This window comes from Xanthomonas sp. NCPPB 4037, from assembly GCF_041475695.2.
Classification (GTDB): Bacteria; Pseudomonadota; Gammaproteobacteria; order Xanthomonadales; family Xanthomonadaceae; genus Xanthomonas; species Xanthomonas campestris.
Genome location: NZ_CM191261.1, coordinates 494186 through 515686 on the forward strand (window position 1 = coordinate 494186; position 21501 = coordinate 515686).

The 21501-nt window shown below is 64.4% G+C and carries 19 protein-coding genes, 1 rRNA gene and 1 pseudogene; 12 read left to right on the top strand and 9 right to left on the bottom strand.

What is annotated here, in order from left to right; translation table 11 throughout:
* The first annotated feature begins 103 nt into the window (after positions 1–103).
* Both rrf and ACCQ01_RS02135 read left to right on the top strand, forming a co-directional pair.
* A 5S ribosomal RNA gene (rrf, locus tag ACCQ01_RS02130) occupies positions 104–218 on the top strand.
* Positions 219–740: 522 nt separating this feature from the next.
* Positions 741–980: pseudogene (locus ACCQ01_RS02135) on the top strand (DNA-formamidopyrimidine glycosylase family protein); the annotation flags it as partial.
* Positions 981–1373: 393 nt separating this feature from the next.
* Here ACCQ01_RS02135 and putA read toward each other — a convergent pair.
* Complete coding sequence (gene putA, locus ACCQ01_RS02140) at positions 1374–4574, bottom strand: bifunctional proline dehydrogenase/L-glutamate gamma-semialdehyde dehydrogenase PutA (RefSeq protein WP_228433542.1); 3201 nt, start codon at positions 4572–4574, stop codon at positions 1374–1376.
* 278 nt (positions 4575–4852) lie between these two features.
* Here putA and ACCQ01_RS02145 point away from each other — a divergent pair, with 278 nt between their 5' ends.
* From ACCQ01_RS02145 to ACCQ01_RS02170, 6 genes are read left to right on the top strand one after another with little or no spacing between them, the layout of a single operon-like run.
* Entirely contained in the window at positions 4853–5329 is a 477-nt protein-coding gene (locus ACCQ01_RS02145; RefSeq protein WP_183110888.1) for a DUF2244 domain-containing protein, read from the top strand.
* Between the two features lie 16 nt (positions 5330–5345).
* Positions 5346–6320 (top strand): cytochrome c oxidase subunit II, encoded by a 975-nt coding sequence (gene coxB, locus ACCQ01_RS02150; protein WP_115003730.1) that lies wholly within the window; start codon positions 5346–5348, stop codon positions 6318–6320.
* A 39-nt stretch (positions 6321–6359) separates the two neighbouring features.
* Positions 6360–7964, top strand: coding sequence for a cytochrome c oxidase subunit I (ctaD, locus tag ACCQ01_RS02155; protein ID WP_114999697.1), 1605 nt, complete (start codon positions 6360–6362; stop codon positions 7962–7964).
* Entirely contained in the window at positions 7945–8118 is a 174-nt protein-coding gene (locus ACCQ01_RS02160; RefSeq protein WP_115003731.1) for a hypothetical protein, read from the top strand. The genes ctaD and ACCQ01_RS02160 overlap by 20 nt, the downstream gene beginning before the upstream one ends.
* Positions 8115–8711: a cytochrome c oxidase assembly protein gene (locus ACCQ01_RS02165; protein WP_014506318.1), complete on the top strand. Its 597-nt coding sequence runs from the start codon at positions 8115–8117 to the stop codon at positions 8709–8711. The genes ACCQ01_RS02160 and ACCQ01_RS02165 overlap by 4 nt, the downstream gene beginning before the upstream one ends.
* A 36-nt stretch (positions 8712–8747) precedes the next feature.
* Entirely contained in the window at positions 8748–9623 is an 876-nt protein-coding gene (locus ACCQ01_RS02170) for a cytochrome c oxidase subunit 3 (protein WP_042595322.1), read from the top strand.
* 92 nt (positions 9624–9715) lie between these two features.
* Here the strand turns inward: ACCQ01_RS02170 and ACCQ01_RS02175 are convergent, their stop codons facing one another.
* The gene (locus ACCQ01_RS02175) at positions 9716–9934 is read right to left on the bottom strand and encodes a twin transmembrane helix small protein (RefSeq protein ID WP_011038908.1); all 219 of its coding nucleotides are present in this window, start codon (positions 9932–9934) and stop codon (positions 9716–9718) included.
* A gap of 60 nt (positions 9935–9994) precedes the next feature.
* Here ACCQ01_RS02175 and ACCQ01_RS02180 point away from each other — a divergent pair, with 60 nt between their 5' ends.
* Genes ACCQ01_RS02180 through cyoE form a run of 4 tightly spaced genes read left to right on the top strand, consistent with a single transcriptional unit; the run spans position 9995 to position 13396 of the window.
* On the top strand, positions 9995–10720 hold the full coding sequence (locus tag ACCQ01_RS02180; protein ID WP_228433541.1) for an SURF1 family protein: 726 nt from the start codon (positions 9995–9997) through the stop codon (positions 10718–10720).
* Between the two features lie 27 nt (positions 10721–10747).
* Positions 10748–11323 carry a redox-active disulfide-containing membrane protein gene (locus tag ACCQ01_RS02185; protein WP_014506320.1) on the top strand — a complete coding sequence of 192 codons (576 nt, stop codon included), beginning with the start codon at positions 10748–10750 and terminating at the stop codon, positions 11321–11323.
* A 10-nt stretch (positions 11324–11333) separates the two neighbouring features.
* On the top strand, positions 11334–12497 hold the full coding sequence (locus ACCQ01_RS02190; protein WP_115576314.1) for a COX15/CtaA family protein: 1164 nt from the start codon (positions 11334–11336) through the stop codon (positions 12495–12497).
* Between the two features lie 2 nt (positions 12498–12499).
* Positions 12500–13396: a heme o synthase gene (cyoE, locus tag ACCQ01_RS02195; RefSeq protein ID WP_042595343.1), complete on the top strand. Its 897-nt coding sequence runs from the start codon at positions 12500–12502 to the stop codon at positions 13394–13396.
* 90 nt (positions 13397–13486) lie between these two features.
* Here the strand turns inward: cyoE and ACCQ01_RS02200 are convergent, their stop codons facing one another.
* The 7 genes from ACCQ01_RS02200 to rpsU all read right to left on the bottom strand — a co-directional run bounded on the left by ACCQ01_RS02200 (position 13487) and on the right by rpsU (position 21350).
* A complete protein-coding gene (locus tag ACCQ01_RS02200; RefSeq protein ID WP_228433540.1) occupies positions 13487–15061 on the bottom strand; it encodes a thioredoxin family protein in 1575 nt (524 codons plus the stop codon).
* A 207-nt stretch (positions 15062–15268) separates the two neighbouring features.
* Positions 15269–16309: a bile acid:sodium symporter family protein gene (locus tag ACCQ01_RS02205; protein WP_228433539.1), complete on the bottom strand. Its 1041-nt coding sequence runs from the start codon at positions 16307–16309 to the stop codon at positions 15269–15271.
* Between the two features lie 46 nt (positions 16310–16355).
* Complete coding sequence (locus tag ACCQ01_RS02210; RefSeq protein ID WP_372358852.1) at positions 16356–16853, bottom strand: fused DSP-PTPase phosphatase/NAD kinase-like protein; 498 nt, start codon at positions 16851–16853, stop codon at positions 16356–16358.
* Positions 16853–18601, bottom strand: a complete 1749-nt coding sequence (dnaG, locus tag ACCQ01_RS02215; RefSeq protein WP_011038900.1) for a DNA primase — start codon at positions 18599–18601, stop codon at positions 16853–16855. Before dnaG ends, ACCQ01_RS02210 begins: the two co-directional genes overlap by 1 nt.
* An 80-nt stretch (positions 18602–18681) precedes the next feature.
* Entirely contained in the window at positions 18682–19629 is a 948-nt protein-coding gene (locus tag ACCQ01_RS02220) for a YihY/virulence factor BrkB family protein (protein WP_019238042.1), read from the bottom strand.
* An 833-nt stretch (positions 19630–20462) separates the two neighbouring features.
* On the bottom strand, positions 20463–20909 hold the full coding sequence (locus ACCQ01_RS02225) for a GatB/YqeY domain-containing protein (protein WP_011038898.1): 447 nt from the start codon (positions 20907–20909) through the stop codon (positions 20463–20465).
* Positions 20910–21134: 225 nt separating this feature from the next.
* Complete coding sequence (gene rpsU, locus ACCQ01_RS02230) at positions 21135–21350, bottom strand: 30S ribosomal protein S21 (protein ID WP_002808376.1); 216 nt, start codon at positions 21348–21350, stop codon at positions 21135–21137.
* Positions 21351–21501 lie beyond the last annotated feature (151 nt).

Genomic DNA, 21501 nt, shown 5'->3' on the forward strand with positions numbered 1-21501 from the left:
AACGAACGTTGGAAGATCCCCAAACGCAAGCTACGTCACAAGTTAACTATGCGAGACTGGGCGCCTTAATCCGTTTCTTGGATGGCGACGCTCCAACCGTCTCCCTGGTGAAATTAGCGCTGTGGAACCACCCGATCCCATCCCGAACTCGGAAGTGAAACGCAGCTGCGCCGATGGTAGTGTGGCTCAAGCCATGCGAGAGTAGGTCATCGCCAGGGGCTTTACCCGAAACCCTCAGTCCAACAGGACTGAGGGTTTCTTTTTGCCTGCGATTTGACTAAAGACAGGACCATCGGCCAGAAGATGGCCGTAGGCGACGCGCTCGGTCCTAGCGATTTAATCCTGACTCGGCTTGGACACGCTTGCGTTGTCGTTGGCGGCCAGGGTCTCCAACTAACTGCCCTAGCGGAGAGGCTGCCTGGATCGACCGTTTCTAAGCCGCTTTGCTGCTCAGCCTGGCGCTGTGCGTGTGACATTGGCCTCTTCCGCACCGGGCAATAGGCATTTACTGACGCTGCTGCTGCAGAGATGAGTGGTGTGCCTAGCAACATGCGAGGTGTGAGCACATTCCTGCAGAGCCGCCACGTGTCTAGATCACTTGGTAAGTCCGGTAGACGGCTAGAATCTGCGGCTGCACGCGGGGATCTAGGTCCGCTCATACCGCCATAGCAGTTGTGTTTGCCTGCCTGCACCACCATGTGGTGTGCTCCGGTCTGTTGCCGTGTGTCGAGTCGATCTGCATGCCTGAGCTTCCCGAAGTCGAAACCACCTTACGTGGGCTGGCCCCGCACCTGGTGGGGCAACGCATCCATGGCGTGATCCTGCGGCGGCCTGACCTGCGGTGGCCGATTGCAGAGCAGATCGAACAGTTGCTGCCAGGCGCCACGATTACCGATGTGCGTCGGCGGGCGAAGTATCTGCTGATGGATACCGATGCAGGCGGCAGTGCAGTGCTGCATTTGGGGATGTCGGGCAGCCTGTTGCGTTGCATCGCGGTGTTTGGTGCACTGCTAAGCCATACTAGTTTTGAATCATGTGCTGAGGCATCGGCTGCGCGTAGGTCCACGGCCGTTTCGCGCTCGGCGGGGCCTATCCGTTGCGCCAAAAGAAAACCCCGCTTCTGCGGGGTTTTTTTGTTTCAAACGCTCAATTCGACGCGTAAATGTAATGCGGCACTGCACTGCCGCCTGCATCAGTCGAACTTTCTGGCTTCCAGTGATGCGATAGCAAGTTGGGGCACTCCCTACTAGTTATAGCTGCCAGGGAACTCGTACTTCTTTACATCTAGGCTTCCTGCAAGAATCGTTCGGTAGCGTTGCCTTGGCACGCCCACGGACTAATCGCAGAGCTACCAAGGTGCGGCACTCCCAGCCTCAGTCACCCAAGGTCAGCAGCGAAGCATTGCCGCCGGCTGCGGTGGTGTTCACCGTGACTACCTTTTCGGTGGCAAAGCGCAGCAGGTAGTGAGGGCCGCCGGCCTTCGGGCCGGTGCCTGACAGTCCCTGACCACCGAACGGCTGCACCCCGACCACAGCGCCGATCTGGTTGCGATTGACGTAAACATTGCCTACGGCCACGCGCGAGGTGATGCGATCGATGGTCTCATCGATCCGCGAATGCACGCCCAGGGTGAGGCCATAGCCGGTGGCGTTGATCTGATCGATGACCGCATCCAGCTGGTCGGCTTTCCAGCGAATGACGTGCAGCACGGGGCCGAAGATCTCACGCTGCAGCTGCGCAAGTGACTTCAGTTCATAGGCGCGTGGAGCAAAGAAGCTGCCGTGTGCCGTGGCGCTGTCCAGCGTGGTCGTGCCGATCAGGCGTGCTTCGCTGTCCATGCGGCTCGCGTGTTCTTCCAGGATCTTCAGGGCATCGGCGTCGATTACGGGGCCAACGTCTGTGGAGAGCAGGGCCGGGTCGCCGATTTTCAGCTCGCCCATCGCGCCGGCGAGCATGGTCATGACCTTGTCGGCGATGTCGTCCTGTACGAACAGCACGCGGGCGGCCGAGCAGCGCTGGCCAGCAGAGATGAAGGCGCTGGAGATGGCGTCCTTGACCACGGCTTCCGGGAGCGAGGACGAATCGGCGATGAAGGCATTCTGGCCGCCGGTCTCGGCGATCAGTACGCCAATCGCGGCGTCACGCGCGGCGAGGGTACGATTGATGCTGCGGGCGGTATCGGTGGAGCCGGTGAAGGCCACGCCGGCAACGCGGGGATCGTTGGTCAACGCGGCGCCGACCGTGGCGCCATCGCCGGGCAGGAACTGCACAGCGGCTTCCGGCACGCCGGCTTCATGCAACAGTTTGACCGCCGCAAAGCCCACCAGGTTGGTCTGCTCGGCCGGCTTGGCGATGACGGTATTGCCTGCCGCCAGCGCCGCAGCCACCTGGCCCAGGAAGATCGCCAGCGGGAAGTTCCAGGGGCTGATGCAGACGAACGCGCCGCGGCCATGCAGTTGCAGCTCGTTGGATTCGCCGGTGGGGCCCGGCAGGCGCTCAGGCGCACCAAACTGCGCACGCGCCTGGGCAGCGTAATAGCGCAGGAAGTCCACGGCTTCCCGTACCTCGGCCACGGCGTCCGGCAGGGTCTTGCCTGCTTCCTTGACGCAGATCGCCATGAACTCCGGCATGCGGGCCTCGAGCAGGTCTGCAGCGTGTTCGAGGATGGTGGCGCGGCTGGCGGCGGGCGTGCGATTCCAGGCTGGCTGGGCGGCTGCGGCAGACGCCAATGCCTTTTGCACGGTGGCCGGGTCCGCAGGCTGCCAGTGGCCGACTGTCTCGCGGCGGTCGGCCGGGTTGAGCACGGTCTCGCTTGGCGTTGTGATCACGGCACCGGGCACCAGCGGCGCAGCCTTCCACGGCTTGATTGCAGCAGTGAGTTGGTCGGCCAGCTGCCGCAGATCGTTGTCGTTGGCGAGGTTGGCGCCCATGGAGTTCTTCCTGTTCTGGTTCTGGCTGCGCAGCAGGTCGGCCGGCAGCGGGATCTTGGGGTGCGGGATGGACGCGAAAGAGGACACCGCCTCGACCGGATCGCGGATCAGGTCTTCGATGGCGACGTCTTCATCGGTGATGCGATTGACGAAGCTGGAGTTGGCGCCATTTTCCAGCAGACGACGGACCAGGTACGGCAACAGGTCTTCGTGCGAGCCGACCGGCGCATACACCCGGCACGGCAATCCCAGCCGATCGGCCGGAATCACCTCGGCATACAGGTCATCCCCCATGCCGTGCAGCTTCTGGTGCTCGTAGGTCTTTCCCGCCGAGATCGCGCGTACCGCGGCGATGGTCTGCGCGTTGTGGGTGGCGAACATCGGATACAGCGCGTCGCTGTGCGCAAACATGCGCCGTGCGCAGACCAGATAGGACACATCGGTGTTCTGCTTGCGCGTAAACACCGGGTAGCCCGGATGACCTTCGATCTGTGCGCGCTTGATTTCCGCATCCCAGTACGCGCCCTTGACCAGGCGCACCGGGATACGACGCCCGACGCGCCGCGCCAGGTCGGCCAGGAAATCGATCGTGTAAGGCGTGCGCTTCTGGTATGCCTGCACTGCCAGCCCGTACCCTTCCCAGCCATCGAGCGACGGGTCGGAGAAGGTGGCTTCGATGATATCCAGCGACAGCTCCAGACGATCGGCCTCTTCCGCATCGACGGTGTAGCCAATGCCGTAGGACTTGGCCAGCTGCGCGAGCTCCAGCACGCCGGGCGCAAGTTCGGCCATCACGCGTGCGCGCTTGGCATGTTCATAGCGCGGATACAACGCGGACAACTTGATCGAAATGCTGGGGGCGGCGAACACATCGGTGCCGACGAAGCTGCCGCTGCGACCGATCGCATGGATGGCATCGCGATACGCCTGCAGATAGCGCTGCGCGTCCTTCATGGTCAACGCGCCTTCGCCGAGCATGTCGAACGAATAGCGGTAGTCGGCGTTGTCGCCCTTGCGCGAACGCGACAACGCCTCGCCGATGGTACGGCCCATGACGAACTGGTGGCCCATGATCTTCATCGCCTGCCGCACGGCCAGACGAATCACCGGCTCGCCAACGCGGCCGATCAGGCGCTTGAAGGCACCGGGCACATCTGCACGGGTGAGGTCGTTGAGTTGTACCAGCCTGCCAGTGAGCATCAGGCCCCAGGTCGATGCGTTGACCAGCACCGAGTCGCTGCCGCCCATGTGCTTTTTCCAGTCGGCTTCACCGAGCTTGTCGCGGATCAGCTTGTCTGCGGTGTCCTGATCGGGAATGCGCAGCAAGGCTTCGGCCACGCACATCAGCAGCACGCCTTCCTCGCTGCCCAGATCGTACTGACGCATGAAGGCTTCGATCGCGCCCTGATCCTGGGCACGTGCGCGCACCCGGGTGACCAGGTCGGCGGCCAGCGCCTGCACCTTGGCCTGCTCTGCGGCCGGCAAGCGCGCCTGCTCCAGCAATTCACGGACGTGCTCGGTTTCGTCCTTGAGCCAGGCAGCGGTGATAGCGGCACGCAAGGCGCCGGGCGCGGCGGGCAGTTCGGGCGCCAACAGCGGGCGCGCGGCGTGGGAAGAGGCAAACGTGTCTGGCTGGGCGTTCATGCGTAAGGTGCCTGGGAATCCGCGCTCATTCTAGAGAGCCCGCACGGCTGTGCACTTGTGTGGAAGCGGCAGCTTTTCTGCCGTTTTGTGCATGCCGTCGCGCAACGCCGTGATCGCCCACGCGCGCACCGCGATAAAACCCCAGCCATCGGGAAGTGATTGATTTTTCGTGCAGTTTTTAGCTGCAGTGCAGCATCGGTGATTCGCGCGAAACGCTTGCCGCATGCGTTCGCCGGGGACTACCATCGGGACATTCCCGCAGTCCGCTGCGTGTTGCCATGATCGAAGTACTGCCGTTGATGTCCGAAGGGGTTGGGACGCAGGTGCGGTTACGGCCTCCGCGGGCAATGAGTGCCAGGCAATTCGTGCAGTTGTTTGCGGTGTTGGCGGGAACGATGTGGTTGTTTGCAGGCCTGGGGTGGTGGACCGGCAATGCGTTCGCGCCGGTGTTCGCCCTGTTGCACAGTGGTGTGGTGGCGCTGGCGCTGCGGCAGTTGTGGCGAAGCGGCGAGCGTGTAGAAGCGATCCGGGTGGGGGAAGCAGTAGTTGAAGTGTTTCCTTCCGGGCATGCGCCACCAGCGTTTCAGGCACATCCGCACTGGGTGCGGTTGCGCACGGAACGCGACGACAGGGTGTTGCTGGTGAGCAGCGGCAGGCAGATCGAGATCGGGAGCTTTCTCGGGCCGGCCGAACGTGTGGAACTGGCAGATACGCTGAAACGCTTGCTCGCGGCCGCCAATGGCCGTCACCGATGACGTAAGGGTCTAGGCAATGACGCAACGCAGCAGCTGGAACGCGACGTACATGAAATGTGGCTCGGCCGTGTTGGCGCTTGCAGGTGCGCCGGTTGCCTGGGCGCAATCAGCCGATCCCAAGGAATGGCAGCTCAACATGGGCCGTGGGGTCACCCAGACCGCGCGCATGGCCTATGAGGCCCACATGGTGGCGTTGTGGGTGTGCGTGGTCATCGGCGCGTTGGTGTTCGGCGCGATGGGCTATGCGATCTTCAAGTTCCGCAAATCCAAGGGCGCGGTGGCCGCGCAATTCAGTCACAACACCAAGGCCGAGGTGCTGTGGACGGTGATCCCGGTGCTGGTGCTGATCGCCATGGCATGGCCGGCGACCGCCAAACTGATCGCGATGTACGACACCCGCGAGTCGGAAATGACCGTCAAGGTCACCGGTTATCAGTGGATGTGGAAGTACGAATACCTGGGGCAGGGCGTCGAGTTCACCAGCCGTCTTGCGCGTGAATCCGACAGGATCCGCCAAAGTGGCGAGCGCCCCACCGCCGCGTCGCAGCCGCACTATCTGCTGGATGTAGACAACCGGCTGGTGTTGCCGGTCGATACCAAGATCCGCTTCGTGATCACCGCCGATGACGTGATCCACGCCTGGTGGGTGCCGGCGCTGGGCTGGAAGCAGGATGCCATTCCGGGCATCGTCAACGAAGCCTGGACCAATATCGAAAAGCCCGGCGTCTATCGTGGGCAATGCGCCGAGTTGTGCGGCAAGGACCATGGCTTCATGCCGATCGTGGTCGAAGCGCTGCCCAAGGCGGAATTCCAACGTTGGCTCGCATCGCGTCGTAGCGCGGCAGGCGCGCCGGCCGCAGCAACCGCTGCAACGCCGACAGCGCCTGCAGCACCGGCGATGCCAGCTGACGCACCGGGGGCCGCCGCACCGTCAGCAGAGGCTACACCGGCGGCCGGCACAGCATCTGCCGCACCGTCCGCCGCTCTCTAATCGCACGCAACCGCATCGCTTCGCAGAGGTCGTTCCGTCATGGCGCACACCGCAGTCGATCACCACGGACACCACCAGCCCGGTTTCGTTGAGCGCTGGTTCTTTTCGACCAATCACAAGGATATCGGCACGCTGTATCTGCTGTTTTCCTTCGTGATGTTCATCATCGGCGCTGCGATGAGCGTGGTGATCCGCGCCGAATTGATGCAGCCAGGCCTGCAATTCGTGAAGCCGGAATTCTTCAACCAGATGACCACCGTGCATGCACTGGTGATGATCTTCGGTGGCGTGATGCCGGCCTTCGTCGGCCTGGCGAACTGGATGATTCCGTTGCAGATCGGCGCGCCGGACATGGCGTTGCCCCGCATGAACAACTGGTCGTTCTGGCTGCTGCCGGTGGCCTTCACTCTGCTGCTGCTCACCTTGTTCCTGCCCGGTGGCGCGCCTGCCGGTGGCTGGACGTTGTACCCGCCGTTGTCGCTGCAAGGCGGCTACAACGTGGCCTTCAGTGTGTTTGCGATCCACGTGGCCGGCGTCAGCTCGATCATGGGCGCAATCAACATCATCGCCACGGTGCTCAACATGCGCGCGCCCGGCATCGACCTGCTGAAGATGCCGATCTTCTGCTGGGCGTGGCTGATCACCGCCTTCCTGCTGATCGCGGTAATGCCGGTATTGGCCGGTGCGGTGACCATGTTGCTCACCGACAAGTTCTTCGGCACCAGTTTCTTCAATGCGGCCGGCGGCGGCGACCCGGTGATGTACCAGCACATCTTCTGGTTCTTCGGGCACCCGGAGGTGTACATCATGATCCTGCCGGCGTTCGGCGTGGTCAGCGAAATCATCCCCACCTTCAGCCGCAAGCCGTTGTTCGGTTACCAGGCCATGGTCTACGCAATCGCGGCGATCGCCTTCCTGAGTTTCATCGTGTGGGCGCACCACATGTTCACCGTGGGCATGCCGCTCGGTGGCGAAATCTATTTCATGTTCGCCACGATGCTGATCTCCATTCCGACCGGGGTGAAGGTCTTCAACTGGGTCAGCACGATGTGGAAAGGATCGCTCACCTTCGAATCGCCGATGCTCTGGGCGGTGGCGTTCGTGATCCTCTTCAGCATCGGTGGTTTCTCGGGCCTGATGCTGGCGATCGTGCCGGCCGACTTCCAGTACCACGACACTTACTTCGTGGTGGCGCACTTCCATTACGTGCTGGTGACTGGCGCGGTGTTCGCACTGATTGCGGCGGTGTATTACTGGTGGCCGAAGTGGACCGGGCGCATGTACAACGAGACCTGGGCCAAGTTCCATTTCTGGTGGACGATGATCTTCGTCAACCTGCTGTTCTTCCCGCAGCACTTCCTGGGCCTGGCCGGCATGCCGCGGCGTATTCCTGACTACAACGTGGTGTTTGCAGACTGGAATCTGATCAGTTCGATTGGTGCATTCGGCATGTTCGCCACCCCGTTCCTGATGGCCGGCATCTTGTTCGCCTCGTTGCGCAGTGGTGCCAAGGCCGACGCGCGTGCGTGGGAAGGGGCCAAGGGACTGGAGTGGACGGTGCCGTCGCCCGCTCCGGCGCATACCTTCACCGTGCCGCCTGTCATCAAGCCTGGAGATCTTGCGCATGAAGACATCGGCCACTGAGTCGACGCCGGCACCCGCGGTGGCACGCATGCTCTCCGCTGCCGAACGGCAGGCGCAACAGCGGCGCGCGGTGCGCCGTACCGCCATCACGGTGGGCATCATTGCGCTGCTGATCTATGCCGGCTTCATCGCCTCGGGAGTCATTGGCCGGTGAGTACGCGTCTGCCTACGCACACGCCCACTGCCGGCTTGTTCAAGCTGCTGGGCGTGGTGCTGGGTGTGTTTGTGCTGACGTTCTCGCTGGTGCCGCTGTATCGCATCGCCTGCGAAAAAGTATTCGGCATCCGCATGGAGCGTGCACCGGGCAGTGCCCGTGAAGGCGCGTCCAGCGCGGTGGCGGCCGGCAAGCGCACGGTGCGGGTGGAGTTCGATGCCGGCGTCAATTCGAAACTGCCGTGGACCTTCCATCCCGAGCAGATGACCATGGACGTGGTGCCCGGCGAACTCAACGAAGCGCAGTATTTCGCGCGCAATGACAGCGCACGGGCAGTGGTGGGCAGTGCAGTGCCTTCGGTGGCACCGTCGCGGGCGTCGGGCTACTTCAACAAGACCGAATGTTTCTGTTTCACCGCGCAGACGCTGCAGGCCGGCGAAACGCGCGACATGCCGCTGCGCTTCATCGTGGACCCGGCGCTGCCGCCGGAAGTGACCACCATTACCTTGTCCTACACGTTTTATCGCAACGACACGCTGACCTCGGAACTGCAAGGCGGCGGCGCAGCCAGCGCCCCGCGTGCCGCGCCGTAATCGATCGCCCACTCATACCGACACGGAAGCAACGCCATGGCCGACCACAGTCCCAACGCCGACGCGTATTTCGTCCCGACCCAAAGCAAGTGGCCGTTTGTCGGCTCCATTGCGATGTTCGTGATGATGATCGGCGTGGCCAGCTGGCTCAACGATGCCGGATGGGGGCGCTGGACGTTCTTCGCCGGTGTGGCCATGTTGCTGGCGACGTTGTTCATGTGGTTCGGCGATGTGATTCGCGAGTCCAACGCCGGCCACTACAACCGCCAGGTGGACGGCTCGTTCCGCATGGGCATGGTGTGGTTTATTTTTTCCGAGGTGATGTTCTTCGGCGCCTTCTTCGGTGCGCTGTTCTACACGCGCGTGCTGACACTGCCCTGGTTGGGCGGCGAGGGCGATGGCGTGATGACCAACGAACTGCTGTGGAATGGGTATTCCGCAGCCTGGCCGACCAATGGCCCGGGCACTATCGGCGGGCAGTTCCAGACCATTCCGGCCTGGGGCTTGCCGCTGATCAACACGCTGATCCTGCTCAGCTCCGGCGTGACCTTGACCATTGCCCACCACGCATTGAAAGGCGGTCGACGCGGCGCGCTGTTGCTGTGGCTGGGGCTGACCGTGCTGTTGGGTTGCGTGTTCCTGTTCCTGCAGGCGGAGGAATACATCCACGCCTACACCGAACTCAATCTCACGCTGGGCTCGGGCATCTATGGCTCGACTTTCTTCATGCTCACCGGCTTTCACGGCATGCATGTGCTGCTGGGCACGATCATGCTGGCGGTGATGTGGCTGCGCGCGGCAAAGGGCCACTTCAGTCGCGACAACCATTTCGCCTTCGAAGCCGCCGCGTGGTACTGGCACTTCGTCGACGTGGTGTGGCTGGCGCTGTTCCTGTTTGTGTATGTGCTTTGAGGGCAGGGATTCGGGATTGGTGATTCGGGATTCGCAACAGCGATTTTTCTGCTGTTACGAATCCCCAATGCCGAATCGCCAATCCCGGCTCTTCAGCGCCCCACGCCATGCGGTTTGATCCAGCCGGTGTAAATGCCCAGGATCACCAGCGCGATCAATGCCACCGACAAGCCGATGCGCCAGGTCAATGCGTTGACCGTGCGCTTGGTCTGGCCGCGGTCGGTGAGCAGGTAGTAGAGCCCGGCGCCCAGGTTCCATAGGATGACGATCAGGAAGGCGACAATCAGCAGCGTCTTGAGCGAATCGTTCACAACAGCCCCGGTGGTCGTCGACGTGGTGCCGGCATTGCACGCCTTTTTGCGCCGATTGTCATGATGCGCAAGCACACGGGTGTGCTCGGCTGGTGTCTGGCATTGGCGGTGAGTGCCGGATTTGCCGCATTGGGGCAGTGGCAGCTGCAGCGCATGCATGCCAAGGAGCAGCTGCTGGAGCGTGCCGCCCATGTGCGGCAGACGCCGACAACCCTGGTACAGGCGCTGGCTGCGCCGCGCGCGCTGGCATGGGTCAGTGGACGCGTACGCTTTCTGCCGCAGCAGGTGCTGTTGGACAACCAGTTGCAGGAAGGGCGCGCCGGTGTGCGCGTCTACCAGCTGGCCGCGCCGGAAGGCAGCGCTGCAACGGTGCTGGTGGATCTAGGCTGGTTACCCGTGCCTGCCACGCGGCAATTGCCGACCGTGACCGCGTTGCAGGGCAGCCAGGCAGTGCAGGGGTTGTTGACTGCGCCGCCGTCGGCCGGGCTTGCGGTTGGCGCGGCACTGGCCAGCACCGCCCAGCCACAGACCTGGCTGGCGGTTCGCCTGGAGCCGCAGGCGTTGCGGCAGGCCTTGCACAGGCGCGACATTTCGTCGCAGGTATTGCGCCTGGATCCTGCCGTTCCGGTTGGTTATGCGCGCGATCTGCAGTTACTGGTCAACACGCTTCCGCCCGCGCGGCACTTGGGTTACGCGGTGCAATGGTTCGGCCTGGCGCTGGCCGTGCTGATCACCGCGGCGCTGTTGTCGTGGCGTGCGCGTCGCCGTCATCGACGCGGGCACTGACGCCCCCGGCATGAGAAAATCGCGGGCATGACCCCATCCACATCGGCCACGCCGCAGTCGGTCAATCGCGGCCGCAGGATGCTGATCGCCCTGGCGGTGCTGTTCTTCGGCTCGATGTTGCTGGCCGGCGTGCTGCGCTTCTCTGGCTGGCAACCGGCGGCGATGCGTAACCATGGCGAACTGCTCGCTCCGCCCGCAGACCTGCGCGCGCTGACGCCGCTGCGTGCGGACGGCAGCGCGTACGCATGGGCACCGGGCGAGCGCATGTGGCGGATCGCCCTGGCGCCGCCTGCCGGCTGCACGCAGCCGTGCGTGGCGCTGGCGGCCGAACTGGACAAGGTGTGGCAATTGCTTGGGCACCGCGCCGACAAGGTGGAGGTGCTGTGGATCGGCACGCCACCGGCCGGGCTGCCGGCGATGCCGGCGTTACGCGTGCTGCGCGACGATGCGCGCCTGCGCCAGGCGTTGCCCCGTGCCAACGATGCCGCCGGCGTGCCGGTGTATGTGATCGACCCCAACGGCTTCGTGATCCTGCGCTACGCCCCGGGTTTCGACCCGGCCGGTCTGCGTGCGGATCTGGTCAAGCTGCTGAAACTGATGTGAGCCCGTTTCGATGAATCTGTTTGCGCCACCGGCGTTGTTCCGGCACTTCCACCGCATGGCCTGGCTGGCTGCCCTGTTCACGGCCAGCACGATCCTGTTCGGGTCGTTCGTGCGGCTGTCCGATGCCGGCATGAGCTGCCCGGACTGGCCCACCTGCTATGGCCGCGTCACTTGGCCGCAGACCAGCGACGAAGCCAATACGCACGTGGCCAGCAAGATCCGCCCGCTCGAGTCGCACAAGGCCTGGCGTGAGCAGGTGCACCGCTTCCTGGCTGGCGCGCTGGGCGTTGAAGTGCTGGTGCTGACGCTGCTGGCGGCGCGTCGCCGGCGTGCGGGCATTGCGCAGGTGGTGTCCGCCGCGGCCCTGGTCGCGCTGTCGATCCCGCTGTACATGTCCGGCTGGCACGGGCTGGCGATGGGCGTGGCGGCCGCTGGCGAAGCCATCCTGCTGCTGGCGGCGCTGCGCTGGAGCAATATCGATCTGGCCCGCGCTGCCGTGCTGACGCTGGCGGTGGTGATCTTCCAGGCCCTGCTGGGCATGTGGACGGTGACGCTGCTGCTCAAGCCCATCGTGGTGATGGGGCATCTGCTCGGCGGCATGCTGATGTTCTCGCTGCTGGTGTGGATGGCCTGGCGTGCGACCCACCTGCCGATCACGCTGGCCGATGCCGCGCGCCTGAAATGGCTGCTGCGTCTGGGCGTGGCGGTGCTGGGGCTGCAGATTGCGCTGGGTGGCTGGGTCAGCGCCAACTACGCGGCACTGGCGTGTGGCGGTGGCAGCTGGTCTGCCGACAATTTCCCCAAGTGCGTGAGCCAGTGGTGGCCACCGCATGACTTCCGCGCGGGCTTTACGCTCTGGCGCGGGATCGGCGTGGACTACGAAGGCGGCGTGCTGGACGGCGCGGCGCGCATCGCCATCCAGATGACGCACCGCTTGTGGGCGATCGCCACCGCGCTGTATCTGTGGTGGCTGGCATGGCGTCTGTCGCGTTCGCCCGGCATGCGGGTGTGGGCCGGCGCGCTGGCGTTGCTGGTGGTGGTGCAGGTGACGCTGGGCATGCTCAACGTGAAGCTGGCGCTGCCGCTAGAAGTGTCGGTGCTGCACAACGGTGGCGCGGTCGCGTTGCTGTTCGTGCTGGTCTCGCTGTTGGCGCGGCTGCGCGCGCCGGAGTGATGATGGCTGTCAGCGCACGCGACTACTGGGACCTGACCAAGCCGAAGGTGGTGGCACTGATCGTGTTCACCGCGCTGGTCGGCATGTTCCTGGCCATCCCCGGTATGCCGACCTGGCTACAGGTACGCACCGGCGCGCTCGGCTTTTTGGGTATCTGGCTGGCGGCATCGGCGGCGGCGGCCATCAATCAGTTGCTCGACGCCAAGATCGACGCACAGATGGCACGCACCTCCTGGCGCCCGTTGGTGGTGGGCAAGGTACGGCCCGCGCAGGTGCTGGCCTTCGCCAGCGTGTTGATCGTGATCTCGATGACCATCCTGGTGGTCTGGGTGAACGTCATCACCGCCGTGCTCACCTTTGCCTCGCTGATCGGCTATGCGGTGATCTACACCGTGTATCTCAAGCGCGCGACCTCGCAGAACATCGTGATCGGCGGGCTGGCCGGTGCCACGCCGCCGATGCTGGGCTGGGCGGCAGTGACCGGTTTGCCCACCAGCGCCGACTGGATCAATGCCTCGCTGCTGGTGTTGATCATCTTCATCTGGACCCCGCCGCATTTCTGGGCCCTGGCCATCTTCCGGCGCGCCGACTACGCCAAGGCGGCGATCCCGATGTTGCCGGTGACCCATGGCGTGCCGCATACGCGCAAGCAGATCCTGGTGTACACCGTGCTGCTGGCCATCGTGACGTTGCTGCCGGTGGCCGTGGGCATGAGTGGGGTGTTTTATCTGGGCGGTGCGGTGGTGCTCAACGCGGTGTTTCTCTGGTACGCGTGGCGCATGCTCGACCCGCCGGACGAGCTGTTCTCGATGAAGATGTTCGGCTACTCGGTGGTGTATCTGATGGCGCTGTTCGCGTTCCTGATGGTCGATCACCTGGTGCTGCCGTGGGTGCGCTAGCACCAGGTGTCACTCTGGCGAGCCGCGGGATGCGCGTGCTCGCCAGTGCCCGATCATGTCTCTCGCGCCGTGCTACGTCGCTTCCGGTTCCTAGCCTAGCCAAGTGACGCAGACGGTCTTGTTGCCGCAGACGGTCTGCGCTTTCTGATGCAGCCGTGTCAGCATTGCCTTGCCCTGCGCTGGGTGCTGCTTGCTCCAGGTTTTCAGCGCTGCCGCTACCGGTTCGAAGTGCTGGCGGTTGTCGCTCAGGTAACCGTCGGTCTGGCGCGCCAGATCACCGATCACCTGGGTCGTCAGCGCCTCGATAGCAGTACCATCGTCCGGCTTGAGCCGGATCAGGGCATACAGATAGGTCATGCCGCGATACACGATCATCCCCTCGCTACCGGGGGTCTCATAGGCCTTCTTGAACCAGGACAGCGCGGTCTTGCTGTCCCCGCGATCTTCGGCCAGGTGACCCAAAATCGGCATGTAGTAGGACGGCGTCTTGGTGCGGCCCAACTCCGCCGTCAGCAATTTTTCTGCTGCGTCGTTGTCGCCGACATCGACCAGCAGGTGCATGGCATCGGCAATGGTGGATTGACGCTCCTCGGCAGTTTTGGCGGCCGTCACGGCCCACTGCACGCGCTGATGCACGGTTTCGACCACAGCCGCCGGCAATGGCGGCTTCGGTAGTTTCTCATTCGTCTCATCGGTCTGCCCCTGAGCCAGGCGCGCGAGGTCTATCGTCGCAGACGCGGTGCGCAAGCGGTCGCTGATCGGCAGTGTGGGGTCGGCATAGGCGCGCGTCAGCACCTGCTCGAATGCCTGCGACAAGGTGGCGCGCTTGCCTGGATCGGCGGTGGAGGCGGCAACCAGCGTGGCGGCATTGGGCAGCAGGACATGGAGATTGTCGCGAACCTCTGCCGGGTCGGCGAGCACCGCCTGCAGTAACGCGTAGGTGGCCGGATCTGCAACCGGCTTCTGCTTGGCGATGAGCACCGCCTGGAGTTGGAATTGCCGTTGCAGCGCTGGCTGTGGCGCTGCCTTTGCCAACGCGGCCAGAACGCGGGGCGCCTCCTTGGCGTCGACCAGTTGATTGTCATAAAGCCAAGCGTAGTTGGCGAGTAGCGCCCATTCCTCATGCTTCAGGGAGGCGGGCTGCTTGAGCGCCAGCTGCAGCAGCTGTTGGGTGCCGCCGCTGAGCTGGGTGGCCGTGTGCAGGCTGTCGATCAGCTGGGCCGTCGTGGTGTCGCCAATCAGCCGGGTGATTTCAGTGCCATCCGGGCGCAGCATGATGATGGTCGGATATCCCTTGACCGCGAAGCGTTCACCCGCCGCCTGGGCTTCTTCCAGGTCGCCATCCAGGTGCACCGCAATGAATTGCTGGGCCTGCGCGATGAAGGCAGGGTCCTTGAAGGTGGTGGACTTGAGCCGATTGCACGGCGGGCACCACACCGCGCCCCAGTACAGCAGCAAGGGTTTGCCGGTTTTCTTGGCTTCTACGAGGGCTTCGTCAAGCTTGCCTTCCTGCCAATGAATGCCGGACGGCACGGCCGGGCGTGCGGCGGCCGCGGGCGGCGCGTTGACCGCTGATGGAGTCGGCTTATCGCAGGCGGTCAGCGTCGCGAGGACGGCAGACAGCGCAAGCAGCGCGGGAGACGGCGAACGAAATGACAGTGCCATGGGAAAGCCTTTGCGTGGAGGAGATGCCCGAACGCGCCGTCGAGCAGCCCTTGCAGGCTCCGCCGCGTACGTCCTCCCACTGCCACTGACTTCGATGCGTCACACGCCGGACAATGCGAACCGCCGTCCCGCCGTACGCATCGTTGGATCGGCACGAATGCAGCAGTACGTCATCATTCGGTCACAATCGCGAAGCGCTGAATGCGCCTAGTGACGGCTGCTATCGGGCTGCGGGTCCGGTGCGGTGCGCGCATAACGCGCGGCCACGAACGCGCACACGATCAGCTGCAGCTGGTGGTACAGCATGATTGGCAGCACGATCGCGCCGAGGCCGCCACCGGCGAACATCACCTTGGCCATCGGCACGCCGGTAGCCAGGCTCTTCTTTGAGCCGCAGAACACGATAGCGATTTCATCGGCGCGGTTGAAGCGCAGGCGGCGTGCGATGAAGGTGATCGACAGCATGGCCACCGCCAGCAACAGCGCCGCAGCACCCAGCACGGCGAGCAAGGCTGGCAGCGGTGTCTTCTGCCACAGGCCTTCGTTGACCGAGGCGCTGAAGGCTGTGTAGACCACCAGCAGAATGGTGCCCTGGTCGGTGTAACGCAGCACTGCGCGATGACGTTCTACCCACGCGCCGATCCACGGGCGCATGAAATGTCCGGCCAGAAACGGTACCAGCAGCTGCAGCAGGATCTTGCCGATGGCCTCGGCCGGGTGCGCCATTGCGCCCTGGCTGCCGACCATTGCGCCCATCAGTAGCGGGGTGAAAAACACGCCGAGCAAACTCGAAAGCGAGGCGGCACACACGGCTGCCGGCACGTTGCCGCGCGCCATCGAGGTGAACGCGATCGAGGACTGCACAGTGGAGGGCAGGGCGCACAGGAACAGCACGCCGATGTACAACTCCGGCGTCAGTGCCAGATGCGCGAGCGGCTTGAACAACAGGCCCAGCAGCGGGAATAGCACGAAGGTGCAGGCCAGAATCACCAAGTGCAGCCGCCAATGCAGCGCGCCGGCCTTGACCGCTTCGCGCGAGAGCCGCGCGCCGTGCAGGAAGAACAGCGCGGCGATTGCCACGTCGGTGACGTCGTCCATGATCACGGCCGCGGTGCCGGTGACCGGCAGCAGCGAGGCCAGCGTGACCGTGCACAGCAGCGCCAGGGTGAATGGATCAATGCGCAACCGCGCCAGCAGCTTCTTCATCGAGGTCCCAGGGGCGGCGCGCAGGCGCCTGTCGCGGACCATTCTACGATGCGCTGCTGCACCGGCCGATGCCGGCGCAACAGATGCGTCACTGCGGCGGCGGTGGCTGCAGGCGTTCGCGCACCGCCGGTTCCAGCGATGGTTGCAGGCCGGCATCGCGCCCGATTTGCAGGGCCTGTTCGGCACTGGCGCCCTCGCGTGCGGCGAGCAGCGCCAGCAACGCGCCGGCGCGATTGCCGCTTGCACAATGCAGCAGCACCTTGCCCTGGGCTTGTTGGTCGAGCACGCGCTGCAACGCGCGCACGTTGTCGGGCGTGAGGCCGGCTGCAGTGCGGATCGGCAGGCGCACATAGCGCAGCCCCAGGGCGTGCGTGCTTGCGGTTTCGTCGTAGCCGCGCGCTTCGTCCGGGCCACGCAGGTCGATCACGGTCGTGACGCCGTTGGCGGCTGCCTCGCGCAATTGCGCCTGCGATGGCTGGCCGGCGCTCAGCACCGCGCGCGGGCGGTAGGGCGGTGCTGATTGCGCCAGCGCGCCGCCGGTGAGCAGCAGGAGCATCCAGACCGCGTGGCGCAGGCGCAGTGGCATCACAACGCTGCGAGCGCCTTGAGCAACTCGCGCATTTCGTACTTGTCGGTGTTGTCCAGGCCCTGCGCGCGCTGTTTGGCCTGCAGTTCTTCCACGCGCTGACGCAGTAATTGCTTGTCGAGCTGGGCGACGACGTCGTGCAACTCGATCGCCCAGCTGTGCTCGTCGCCGGGAAGCTCCTGCGCGGCCAGCTTCTGCAGCGCGACCAGTTCCTCGCGCTCGGCGAAGTGTTCCAGCAGCGCGCCGGTGCTGATTTCCGGCCGTTGCCGTACCAGCGCCAGCAGCTCCATCAACAACTCGATGCCGGGCAGGCGCAGACCGGAAAAATCGTGGTCGCCTTCCAGGCTCATCGCCAATGACGGCTGTTGCAGCAGGATGGCGATCGACGCACGCACCAGGCTGCGTTTCTGCGTGGGCGCACCCATGCGCGCGGGCGGCCGCGCTTTTGGCGGGGACTGTTGCGCGGACATGCTCGCCCCAACGCCCGTCATACGCGCCAGCTCCTGCTTCATCAGATCGCCGAACGCGCCTTCGGGAATCTGCGCCAGCATTGGTTTGGCACGCTCGGCCAGGCGTGCCTTGCCATCCAGCGTGTGCAGGTTGATGTCGCGCGCCATTTCGTCGAAAAAGAACTGCGACAGCGGCGTGGCCTGCTTCAAGCGCGCATCGAAGGCCTGCGCGCCTTCCTTGCGCACGATGGTGTCCGGGTCTTCGCCGTCGGGCAGGAACAAGAAGAACGCCTGCCGGCCGTCCTTCATCCGCGGCAGCACTGATTCGAGCGCGCGCCAGCCGGCCTTGCGCCCGGCGTTGTCGCCATCGAAGCAGAAGTACACGTCTGGCGCATTGCGGAACAACAGCTCGGCGTGTTCCGGCGTGGTCGCCGTGCCTAGCGTGGCCACCGCCTGGGTCACGCCGAACTGGAACAGCGAGACCACGTCCATGTAGCCCTCCACCACGATCAGCCGTTCGATCTTCTGGTTGGCCTGGCGCACCTGCCACAGGCCGTACAACTCGCGGCCCTTGTGGAACAGCGCGGTTTCCGGCGAATTGAGGTATTTGGGCCCCGGGTCGCGGCCATCGGCCGGCGCGCCCATGATGCGCCCGCCGAAGGCAATGACGCGGCCGCGGCGGTCGAAGATGGGGAACATCACCCGGTCGCGGAACTTGTCGTAGACATGCCCGCGGTCGTTCTTGGAAAACAGCCCGGCACGTTCGAGCACGCTCATGCGGCGCGCATCGGTGCCCAGCGTGTCCTTCAGGGCGCTGTAGCCATCCGGTGCGTAGCCGATCTGGAAACGCGCGCGGTTTTCCGCATCCACGCCGCGCCCATCCAGATAGTCGCGGGCACGGTCGCTGCCTTCGAGCTGACGCTGGAAGAACTTGGTCGCCGCCTCCAGTGCCGAGTACAACTCGCGGCTGTCATCCTGCTGCTGCGGAGTGCGCTGCTGGGTCTCGCGCGGAATCTCCATGCCGGCGCGCTTGGCCAGCTCATCCACCGCGTCGAGAAATTCCAGGCGGTCGTAATTCATCAGGAAGCTGATCGCGGTGCCATGCGCGCCGCAGCCGAAGCAGTGATAGAACTGCTTGGTCGGCGACACGGTGAACGAGGCCGAGCGCTCGTCATGGAACGGGCAGCGCGCCGAATACTCCTTGCCCTGGCGCTTGAGCGGCACGCGACCGCCCACCACCTCGACGATGTCGGTGCGTGCGAGCAGTTCGTCGATGAACGCGTCTGGGATGCGGGCCATCCCGCTAGGATAATCCCTCGCGCCCGGCTCGGGCCTGTCTCAGTGCGTCTTCATCCGCAGCCGAGCGCCCACGGTTGGGCTCAGCTGCGCAACGGCGTCTCGGTGGAAGCCGGTGTTGCCGGCACAGCAACGATCTCGGGCGGATGCTCCGGGTCCACGCCGGCATCGCGCAGTTTGCGGTGCGAGCGTACGCGCTCATCGATCACTGCGGTGAGCAGCGCGCCGATGAAGAACACCACCGAGGCGTAGTACATCCACACCAGCAGGATCACCAGCGTGCCCATCGAGCCGTACGCACTGCCGGGCGCAGCCTTGGCGATGTACACGCCGATCGCGTAGCGGCCCAGCGCAAACAGCAGTGAGGTAATGACGCCGCCCACGAAGGCCTGGCGCCAATTGACGGTGCGATCGGGCAGGTAGCGATACAGGAACGCGAACGCCAGCGAATACAACGCCAGCGTGGTCACATAGCCCACAGCAGGTAGTACAGAGGGCAGCCTGGCAAAGACCACCTGCAAGGCGGTGGTCGCGATCATCGAGACGATCAGCAGGAAGCCCAGCGCCAGGATCACGCCGAAGGAAAACACCCGCTTCTTCAGCCACGCCATGATGCCGTCCAGGCGCTGCTTGTCGGTACGGAAGATCAGGTTGAGTGCGTTCTGCAGCTGCGCAAAGACCGCAGTGGCACCGATGAACAGCAGCAGCGTGCTCCACAGCCCGGCCAGCGAGCCCACACCGGGCTGGTCGGTGGCATTGCGGATCACCGTATCGGCGACTTCTGCCGCGCTGCCGCCGGCCAGTTGCGCGATCTGCTGCACCAGCGCTTCCTGCGCGGGTGGATACAGCGAGGCCGTCAGCCACAGCAGCAAGACCAGCAAGGGCGCCAGCGACAGCAGCGCATAGAACGACAACGACGCGGCCTGGGTCATCACGTCGATTTCGAGAAAGCGGTTGAACAGCGCCATGGGCAGGCTGCGCTGCACGCGGGTCAGGTGCTTTTGCAGGTGTTCGGTGGAGAATGTCGTCACCGGCGGAGAATCCTTGGCGCATACCGTGGCGTGTGCAGGATCCAAGGGCCAGGCCGGTATGCGGAGTGCCTGGCCTGCGCCTGCGCTGGCATCACCGTTCTAGCAGGGCGGGATCGAAGGCATGGTGAAAAAATCGATGCTGGAGGATGTCGTGCAGCATTGGCTGCGAGATTAGGTGCGGGCATGTGCCGGTGGCGCGCTGCCGGCTGGGCCAATATCAGCGCATCGTTGAGTGCTGCACATCAACCTCATGGCACCACCTGCGGCGCCTGCCGGGCGACGCAGGATTGATCTTCAGCGCGCAGCGTTGATTCCTGTCTGCGATAGGTCGCAGACGCGTGCAGAAAAATCGGTGCGAGCCTTGCCACACTGCAGCGCAGTGTCGGACTTACGGCGAATCAACGGTATGAGGCGCGCAGATGCAATGTGCATTGGCCATTTGCTGGAGCCGGAGCCACATCGTCGCTTGCGCGCCGTTGTTCTCGGAACAGAAAAGGCAGTGGCAACAGCAGTACGGATCAGTGATCAGCGATGTACCAGCAGCACTGCGGCGTCGATGACGCCGTGCGGCGGCGTAACGATATGCGCGGACTCGGCAGCGCGCACCGCGCGTTCGTAGCAACGAGGGGATGGTTCAACCGCTGCGACTGATGTAACCGTGCAGCGCATCGGGCCTCGCATACCGCCAAGCTGCGATCCACCTCGGGAAGGCGAAGGCCATCACCGGCGCACGCCGTAATCGCACCACGCGGGCTCGACGCGCGCGGCAGCAGCAGCGCACCCGCCGCCTGCATGCCCCGGCCATCGGCGCAGGGCAGGCCGGTTGATCGGCCTCAGCCGGCCAGCTGCTTCTTCACCAGCGTGGACACCAGGCCCATGTCGGCCTGGCCGGCCAGCTTGGGCTTGAGTGCGCCCATCAGCTTGCCGATATCGGCAGGGCTGCTGGCGCCCGTCTCGGCGACGGCCGCCTGGATCGCGGCCACGATCTCGGCTTCGCCCATCTTTGCCGGCAGGTAGCGCTCGATCACCACGATTTCCTCGCGCTCGATCTGTGCCAGATCCTCGCGGGCGGCGCCTTCGTACTGGGTCACTGAGTCCTTGCGCTGCTTGACCATCTTGTCGAGCACGGCAATGACGGCGGCATCGTCCATTTCGACGCGCTCGTCCACTTCCTTCTGCTTGATCGCGGCATTGATCAGCCGGATCACGCCCAGGCTGTGCTTGTCGCCGGACTTCATCGCAGCCTTCATGTCTTCGGTGAGCTGTTGCTTGAGGGACATGCTGTACTCCTGGGTGACGTAAGGGGGATCGCCGACAGGCGCCGCCGAGATGGCGGGTAACCAGCGTGAATGCAGCGACGCGGTGGCCGGGCCAACTGCCTCGGCACGCACGGCCGCGGCAGGCCAATACAAAAAGCCGGCGACGCTTACGCGTGCCGGCTCTTGGGTTCTACTCCGAGGGGCCGCGCCTACAGCGCCTGCCCGCCGGCGAAGAACCGCGATCGATCAGTACAAGCGCTGGCGCTTGGTGACGTCGCGCGACGAGCGACGCAGCTGACGCTTCACAGCAGCAGCAGCCTTACGCTTACGCTCCTGGGTCGGCTTTTCATAGAACTCGCGCTTGCGGGTCTCGGCCAGCACGCCGGCCTTTTCGCAGGTGCGCTTGAAACGGCGGAGCGCAAATTCGAAGGGCTCGTTCTCGCGGACTTTAACGCTGGGCATGGGTTCTCCAGATAATGGGATTTCCGTCCGGGAGCCCCGGGCGGGTGCGAGCGGACTCGCGTGACGGAATTTCCGGGTTGCCCCGGCGAGCCGCGCATTATAACGACTTGGGAACGGCCTGCAAGCCCCTGGCGCAATCGAGTGGATCGAG

Bases quoted from the DNA above. Each gene is read 5' to 3' on its own strand.
- putA (WP_228433542.1), bottom strand. From the start codon at position 4,574: ATGAACGCCCAGCCAGACACGTTTGCCTCTTCCCACGCCGCGCGCCCG.
- ACCQ01_RS02145 (WP_183110888.1), top strand. From the start codon at position 4,853: ATGATCGAAGTACTGCCGTTGATGTCCGAAGGGGTTGGGACGCAGGTG.
- coxB (WP_115003730.1), top strand. From the start codon at position 5,346: ATGACGCAACGCAGCAGCTGGAACGCGACGTACATGAAATGTGGCTCG.
- ctaD (WP_114999697.1), top strand. From the start codon at position 6,360: ATGGCGCACACCGCAGTCGATCACCACGGACACCACCAGCCCGGTTTC.
- ACCQ01_RS02160 (WP_115003731.1), top strand. From the start codon at position 7,945: ATGAAGACATCGGCCACTGAGTCGACGCCGGCACCCGCGGTGGCACGC.
- ACCQ01_RS02170 (WP_042595322.1), top strand. From the start codon at position 8,748: ATGGCCGACCACAGTCCCAACGCCGACGCGTATTTCGTCCCGACCCAA.
- ACCQ01_RS02180 (WP_228433541.1), top strand. From the start codon at position 9,995: ATGATGCGCAAGCACACGGGTGTGCTCGGCTGGTGTCTGGCATTGGCG.
- ACCQ01_RS02185 (WP_014506320.1), top strand. From the start codon at position 10,748: ATGACCCCATCCACATCGGCCACGCCGCAGTCGGTCAATCGCGGCCGC.
- ACCQ01_RS02190 (WP_115576314.1), top strand. From the start codon at position 11,334: ATGAATCTGTTTGCGCCACCGGCGTTGTTCCGGCACTTCCACCGCATG.
- cyoE (WP_042595343.1), top strand. From the start codon at position 12,500: ATGGCTGTCAGCGCACGCGACTACTGGGACCTGACCAAGCCGAAGGTG.
- ACCQ01_RS02200 (WP_228433540.1), bottom strand. From the start codon at position 15,061: ATGGCACTGTCATTTCGTTCGCCGTCTCCCGCGCTGCTTGCGCTGTCT.
- ACCQ01_RS02205 (WP_228433539.1), bottom strand. From the start codon at position 16,309: ATGGTCCGCGACAGGCGCCTGCGCGCCGCCCCTGGGACCTCGATGAAG.
- ACCQ01_RS02210 (WP_372358852.1), bottom strand. From the start codon at position 16,853: ATGCCACTGCGCCTGCGCCACGCGGTCTGGATGCTCCTGCTGCTCACC.
- dnaG (WP_011038900.1), bottom strand. From the start codon at position 18,601: ATGGCCCGCATCCCAGACGCGTTCATCGACGAACTGCTCGCACGCACC.
- ACCQ01_RS02225 (WP_011038898.1), bottom strand. From the start codon at position 20,909: ATGTCCCTCAAGCAACAGCTCACCGAAGACATGAAGGCTGCGATGAAG.
- rpsU (WP_002808376.1), bottom strand. From the start codon at position 21,350: ATGCCCAGCGTTAAAGTCCGCGAGAACGAGCCCTTCGAATTTGCGCTC.